Annotated in this window: 2 protein-coding genes; both read left to right on the forward strand. The window is 39.1% G+C overall.

The window, feature by feature from the left end:
- Nucleotides 1–389: DUF6287 domain-containing protein (locus tag CGS49_RS13765; RefSeq protein ID WP_207653422.1), on the forward strand; the 389-nt coding region annotated here is incomplete at its 5' end.
- A gap of 164 nt (nt 390–553) precedes the next feature.
- Nucleotides 554–1021, forward strand: a 468-nt coding sequence (gene rsmH / locus CGS49_RS13770; RefSeq protein ID WP_097802308.1) for a 16S rRNA (cytosine(1402)-N(4))-methyltransferase RsmH, incomplete at its 3' end; no start/stop codon positions are given.

The raw sequence follows: 1021 nt of genomic DNA on the forward strand, positions 1-1021 counted from the left end.
GTGCTGAAAAAGCAGATCTTTCTAGTTGGGATTGGGAGGATTTGAGTAGTGATGAAAGTAATAGTAGTTCTAAAACATCATTGGAAGATAAAACAAGCTCAAGCTCACTTAAGGCTGATGAACTGAAAAATGGTAACTATAAGTCATCTGTAGGCACATGGAAGTCCTCAAATGGAATGACCATCAAAATTACTTCGGATGGACAATTGGAACTTTGGGGGAATGCTTATCCAATTGATAAGGTTTCACAAAGTCAATATGTGTCTGGGATATATAGTTTAACTTATATTGATTCCATTCCGACAGGTAACACACCCCAATTGAGCTTTGTCCTAAAGGGGTTAGCGATGGAAGTGATGCTGGAGATAACAGTAAGGACCGAATTTTAGCTACTAATGGGATGCCTTCAGAGAAAAGTTATTATTACAGAGTAGACTAATTTTTGAGTACTAATATATCAATCATAAAGCCAGGCCTAGGGTCTAGCTTTTTTGACTTCCTAACAACTTTCAAGTCGAGACAATTTCTCTGTTCTTATGCTATAATAAAAATTATGACTAATGAATTTCACCATGTAACTGTTCTTTTGCACGAAACTGTTGATATGCTTGATATCAAGCCTGATGGCATCTATGTAGATGCGACTTTGGGTGGCGCAGGACATTCGTCTTATCTTTTGTCACAATTGTCTGAAAAGGGACATTTGTATTGCTTTGATCAAGACCAGAAGGCTATTGATAATGCTCAAGTGCGTCTCAAGGACTATATTGATAAGGGCATGGTGACCTTCATTAAAGATAATTTCCGTAATCTCAAGTCCAACCTTGAAGCTTTGGGTGTGTCTGAAATCGATGGTATTCTCTATGACTTAGGCGTGTCTAGCCCGCAGTTGGATGAGCGTGAGCGTGGTTTCTCCTACAAACAGGATGCCAAGCTGGATATGCGCATGAATGAGGAGGCAAGTCTGACCGCATATGATGTGGTCAATACCTATCCTTACAATGATTTAGTACGTATTTTC

Origin of the sequence: Faecalibacterium langellae (genome assembly GCF_002549775.1) — a bacterium.
GTDB classification, from domain to species: Bacteria; Bacillota; Clostridia; order Oscillospirales; family Ruminococcaceae; genus Faecalibacterium; species Faecalibacterium langellae.